Origin of the sequence: Streptococcus sp. C300, from assembly GCF_000187645.1 — a bacterium.
GTDB classification, from domain to species: domain Bacteria; phylum Bacillota; class Bacilli; order Lactobacillales; family Streptococcaceae; genus Streptococcus; species Streptococcus oralis_CQ.
Genome location: NZ_GL732470.1, coordinates 134,353 through 140,061, shown reverse-complemented (window position 1 = coordinate 140,061; position 5,709 = coordinate 134,353). Strand labels below are relative to the sequence as shown.

The 5,709-nt window shown below is 49.6% G+C and carries 6 tRNA genes and 3 rRNA genes; all 9 read left to right on the top strand.

Annotation, left to right across the window (positions count from 1 at the left end):
- The first annotated feature begins 3 nt into the window (after positions 1-3).
- The 9 genes from HMPREF0849_RS09385 (at position 4) to HMPREF0849_RS09345 (ending at position 5,627) form a co-directional block, all read left to right on the top strand.
- Positions 4-75, top strand: a tRNA-Glu gene (locus tag HMPREF0849_RS09385).
- 227 nt (positions 76-302) lie between these two features.
- Positions 303-1,849, top strand: a 16S ribosomal RNA gene (locus tag HMPREF0849_RS09380).
- Between the two features lie 51 nt (positions 1,850-1,900).
- A tRNA-Ala gene (locus HMPREF0849_RS09375) sits at positions 1,901-1,973 on the top strand.
- Between the two features lie 122 nt (positions 1,974-2,095).
- Positions 2,096-4,998, top strand: a 23S ribosomal RNA gene (locus HMPREF0849_RS09370).
- 77 nt (positions 4,999-5,075) lie between these two features.
- Positions 5,076-5,191, top strand: a 5S ribosomal RNA gene (rrf, locus tag HMPREF0849_RS09365).
- The 16S, 23S and 5S rRNA genes sit together here with 6 tRNA genes alongside, the layout of an rRNA operon.
- 105 nt (positions 5,192-5,296) lie before the next feature.
- Positions 5,297-5,369, top strand: a tRNA-Val gene (locus HMPREF0849_RS09360).
- A gap of 2 nt (positions 5,370-5,371) precedes the next feature.
- Positions 5,372-5,444 (top strand) — tRNA-Asp (locus tag HMPREF0849_RS09355).
- 24 nt (positions 5,445-5,468) lie between these two features.
- A tRNA-Lys gene (locus tag HMPREF0849_RS09350) sits at positions 5,469-5,541 on the top strand.
- A 5-nt stretch (positions 5,542-5,546) separates the two neighbouring features.
- Positions 5,547-5,627, top strand: a tRNA-Leu gene (locus HMPREF0849_RS09345).
- Positions 5,628-5,709: the final 82 nt, after the last annotated feature.

The following is a 5,709-nucleotide window of genomic DNA, read 5'->3' as shown; positions in this document are numbered from 1 at the left end:
TCAGGTCCGTTGGTCAAGGGGTTAAGACACCGCCTTTTCACGGCGGTAACACGGGTTCGAATCCCGTACGGACTATGGTGTATTGCGGCTAAAAAAACTTGAAAAAAGTTTAAAAAATCTGTTGACAGAGCAGGTAGCTGTGATATACTAATATAGTTGTCGCTTGAGAGAATGAGTGACAAAGACCTTTGAAAACTGAACAAGACGAACCAATGTGCAGGGCACTATAACTAAGGTTATAGTACTGAACAATGAAAAAACAATAAATCTGTCAGTGACAGAAATGAGTGAGAACTCAAACTTTTAATGAGAGTTTGATCCTGGCTCAGGACGAACGCTGGCGGCGTGCCTAATACATGCAAGTAGAACGCTGAAGGAGGAGCTTGCTTCTCTGGATGAGTTGCGAACGGGTGAGTAACGCGTAGGTAACCTGCCTGGTAGCGGGGGATAACTATTGGAAACGATAGCTAATACCGCATAATAGTAGATGTTGCATGACATTTGCTTAAAAGGTGCAATTGCATCACTACCAGATGGACCTGCGTTGTATTAGCTAGTTGGTGAGGTAACGGCTCACCAAGGCGACGATACATAGCCGACCTGAGAGGGTGATCGGCCACACTGGGACTGAGACACGGCCCAGACTCCTACGGGAGGCAGCAGTAGGGAATCTTCGGCAATGGACGGAAGTCTGACCGAGCAACGCCGCGTGAGTGAAGAAGGTTTTCGGATCGTAAAGCTCTGTTGTAAGAGAAGAACGAGTGTGAGAGTGGAAAGTTCACACTGTGACGGTATCTTACCAGAAAGGGACGGCTAACTACGTGCCAGCAGCCGCGGTAATACGTAGGTCCCGAGCGTTGTCCGGATTTATTGGGCGTAAAGCGAGCGCAGGCGGTTAGATAAGTCTGAAGTTAAAGGCTGTGGCTTAACCATAGTACGCTTTGGAAACTGTTTAACTTGAGTGCAAGAGGGGAGAGTGGAATTCCATGTGTAGCGGTGAAATGCGTAGATATATGGAGGAACACCGGTGGCGAAAGCGGCTCTCTGGCTTGTAACTGACGCTGAGGCTCGAAAGCGTGGGGAGCAAACAGGATTAGATACCCTGGTAGTCCACGCCGTAAACGATGAGTGCTAGGTGTTAGACCCTTTCCGGGGTTTAGTGCCGCAGCTAACGCATTAAGCACTCCGCCTGGGGAGTACGACCGCAAGGTTGAAACTCAAAGGAATTGACGGGGGCCCGCACAAGCGGTGGAGCATGTGGTTTAATTCGAAGCAACGCGAAGAACCTTACCAGGTCTTGACATCCCTCTGACCGCTCTAGAGATAGAGTTTTCCTTCGGGACAGAGGTGACAGGTGGTGCATGGTTGTCGTCAGCTCGTGTCGTGAGATGTTGGGTTAAGTCCCGCAACGAGCGCAACCCCTATTGTTAGTTGCCATCATTCAGTTGGGCACTCTAGCGAGACTGCCGGTAATAAACCGGAGGAAGGTGGGGATGACGTCAAATCATCATGCCCCTTATGACCTGGGCTACACACGTGCTACAATGGCTGGTACAACGAGTCGCAAGCCGGTGACGGCAAGCTAATCTCTTAAAGCCAGTCTCAGTTCGGATTGTAGGCTGCAACTCGCCTACATGAAGTCGGAATCGCTAGTAATCGCGGATCAGCACGCCGCGGTGAATACGTTCCCGGGCCTTGTACACACCGCCCGTCACACCACGAGAGTTTGTAACACCCGAAGTCGGTGAGGTAACCTTTTAGGAGCCAGCCGCCTAAGGTGGGATAGATGATTGGGGTGAAGTCGTAACAAGGTAGCCGTATCGGAAGGTGCGGCTGGATCACCTCCTTTCTAAGGATAAGGAACTGCACATTGGTCTTGTTTAGTCTTGAGAGGTCTTGTGGGGCCTTAGCTCAGCTGGGAGAGCGCCTGCTTTGCACGCAGGAGGTCAGCGGTTCGATCCCGCTAGGCTCCATTGGTGAGAGATCACCAAGTAATGCACATTGAAAATTGAATATCTATATCAAATAGTAACAAGAAAATAAACCGAAACGCTGTAGTATTAAAAGAGTTTATGACTGAAAGGTCAAAAAATAAGGTTAAGTTAATAAGGGCGCACGGTGGATGCCTTGGCACTAGGAGCCGAAGAAGGACGTGACAAACGACGATATGCCTTGGGTAGCTGTAAGTAAGCGATGATCCAGGGATTTCCGAATGGGGGAACCCAACAGGTACTACCTGTTACCCGCATCTGTTAAGGATGTGAGGAGGAAGACGCAGTGAACTGAAACATCTAAGTAGCTGCAGGAAGAGAAAGCAAAAGCGATTGCCTTAGTAGCGGCGAGCGAAACGGCAGGAGGGCAAACCGAAGAGTTTACTCTTCGGGGTTGTAGGACTGCAATGTGGACTCAAAGATTATAGAAGAATGATTTGGGAAGATCAGCCAAAGAGAGTAATAGCCTCGTATTTAAAATAGTCTTTGTACCTAGCAGTATCCTGAGTACGGCGGGACACGTGAAATCCCGTCGGAATCTGGGAGGACCATCTCCCAACCCTAAATACTCCCTAGTGACCGATAGTGAACCAGTACCGTGAGGGAAAGGTGAAAAGCACCCCGGGAGGGGAGTGAAATAGAACCTGAAACCGTGTGCCTACAACAAGTTCGAGCCCGTTAATGGGTGAGAGCGTGCCTTTTGTAGAATGAACCGGCGAGTTACGATATGATGCGAGGTTAAGTTGAAGAGACGGAGCCGCAGGGAAACCGAGTCTGAATAGGGCGCTTTAGTATCATGTCGTAGACCCGAAACCATGTGACCTACCCATGAGCAGGTTGAAGGTGCGGTAAGACGCACTGGAGGACCGAACCAGGGCACGTTGAAAAGTGCTTGGATGACTTGTGGGTAGCGGAGAAATTCCAAACGAACTTGGAGATAGCTGGTTCTCTCCGAAATAGCTTTAGGGCTAGCGTCGACATAAAGATTCTTGGAGGTAGAGCACTGTTTGGGTGAGGGGTCCATCCCGGATTACCAATCTCAGATAAACTCCGAATGCCAATGAATTATGGTCGGCAGTCAGACTGCGAGTGCTAAGATCCGTAGTCGAAAGGGAAACAGCCCAGACCACCAGCTAAGGTCCCAAAATAATTGTTAAGTGGAAAAGGATGTGGGGTTGCACAGACAACTAGGATGTTAGCTTAGAAGCAGCTATTCATTCAAAGAGTGCGTAATAGCTCACTAGTCGAGTGACCCTGCGCCGAAAATGTACCGGGGCTAAAACAATTTACCGAAGCTGTGGATACCTTTATAGGTATGGTAGGAGAGCGTTCTATGTGTGAAGAAGGTATACCGTGAGGAGTGCTGGAACGCATAGAAGTGAGAATGCCGGTATGAGTAGCGAAAGACAGGTGAGAATCCTGTCCACCGTAAGACTAAGGTTTCCAGGGGAAGGCTCGTCCGCCCTGGGTTAGTCGGGACCTAAGGAGAGACCGAAAGGTGTATCCGATGGACAACAGGTTGATATTCCTGTACTAGAGTATGTAGTGATGGAGGGACGCAGTAGGCTAACTAAAGCAGACGAATGGAAGTGTCTGTCTAAGCAGTGAGGTGTGAATTGAGTCAAATGCTTAATTCTATAACATTGAGCTGTGATGGGGAGCGAAGTTTAGTAGCGAAGTTAGTGACGTCACACTGCCAAGAAAAGCTTCTAGCGTTTAAACATACTCTACCCGTACCGCAAACCGACACAGGTAGTCGAGGCGAGTAGCCTCAGGTGAGCGAGAGAACTCTCGTTAAGGAACTCGGCAAAATGACCCCGTAACTTCGGGAGAAGGGGTGCTGACTTTATGTCAGCCGCAGTGAATAGGCCCAAGCAACTGTTTATCAAAAACACAGCTCTCTGCTAAATCGTAAGATGATGTATAGGGGGTGACGCCTGCCCGGTGCTGGAAGGTTAAGAGGAGTGCTTAGGAGTAATCCGAAGGTATGAATTGAAGCCCCAGTAAACGGCGGCCGTAACTATAACGGTCCTAAGGTAGCGAAATTCCTTGTCGGGTAAGTTCCGACCCGCACGAAAGGCGTAATGATTTGGGCACTGTCTCAACGAGAGACTCGGTGAAATTTTAGTACCTGTGAAGATGCAGGTTACCCGCGACAGGACGGAAAGACCCCATGGAGCTTTACTGCAGTTTGATATTGAGTGTCTGTACCACATGTACAGGATAGGTAGGAGTCTATGAGATCGGGACGCCAGTTTCGAAGGAGACGTTGTTGGGATACTACCCTTGTGTTATGGCCACTCTAACCCGGATAGGTTATCCCTATCGGAGACAGTGTCTGACGGGCAGTTTGACTGGGGCGGTCGCCTCCTAAAAGGTAACGGAGGCGCCCAAAGGTTCCCTCAGAATGGTTGGAAATCATTCGCAGAGTGTAAAGGTATAAGGGAGCTTGACTGCGAGAGCTACAACTCGAGCAGGGACGAAAGTCGGGCTTAGTGATCCGGTGGTTCCGTATGGAAGGGCCATCGCTCAACGGATAAAAGCTACCCTGGGGATAACAGGCTTATCTCCCCCAAGAGTTCACATCGACGGGGAGGTTTGGCACCTCGATGTCGGCTCGTCGCATCCTGGGGCTGTAGTCGGTCCCAAGGGTTGGGCTGTTCGCCCATTAAAGCGGCACGCGAGCTGGGTTCAGAACGTCGTGAGACAGTTCGGTCCCTATCCGTCGCGGGCGTAGGAAATTTGAGAGGATCTGCTCCTAGTACGAGAGGACCAGAGTGGACTTACCGCTGGTGTACCAGTTGTCTTGCCAAAGGCATCGCTGGGTAGCTATGTAGGGAAGGGATAAACGCTGAAAGCATCTAAGTGTGAAACCCACCTCAAGATGAGATTTCCCATGATTTTATATCAGTAAGAGCCCTGAGAGATGATCAGGTAGATAGGTTAGAAGTGGAAGTGTGGCGACACATGTAGCGGACTAATACTAATAGCTCGAGGACTTATCCAAAGTAACTGAGAATATGAAAGCGGACGGTTTTCTTGGTATTTGATAGATATTCAATTTTGAGTAGGTATTACTCAGAGTTAAGTGACGATAGCCTAGGAGATACACCTGTACCCATGCCGAACACAGCAGTTAAGCCCTAGAACGCCGGAAGTAGTTGGGGGTTGCCCCCTGTGAGATATGGAAGTCGCTTAGCTCGAGGGAGTTTAGCTTAGTTGTAATTGAGAGGAAATCGAAATTACAATCGGCGGATGAGAGAAACGAAGTTTCTTACCGTTGGCTGAGCTAGACTCCGCCCTTTGGGAGTTTAGCTCAGCTGGGAGAGCATCTGCCTTACAAGCAGAGGGTCAGCGGTTCGATCCCGTTAACTCCCATAGGTCCCGTAGTGTAGCGGTTATCACGTCGCCCTGTCACGGCGAAGATCGCGGGTTCGATTCCCGTCGGGACCGTTTAAGATAACGGAAGTTATTTTAGACTCGTTAGCTCAGTTGGTAGAGCAATTGACTTTTAATCAATGGGTCACTGGTTCGAGCCCAGTACGGGTCATATTTGCGGGTTTGGCGGAATTGGCAGACGCACCAGATTTAGGATCTGGCGCTTAACGGCGTGGGGGTTCAAGTCCCTTAACCGCATAATAGAAATCAGCCGGCTTAGCTCAGTTGGTAGAGCATCTGATTTGTAATCGAGAGGGTCGCGTGTTCAAGTCATGTAGCC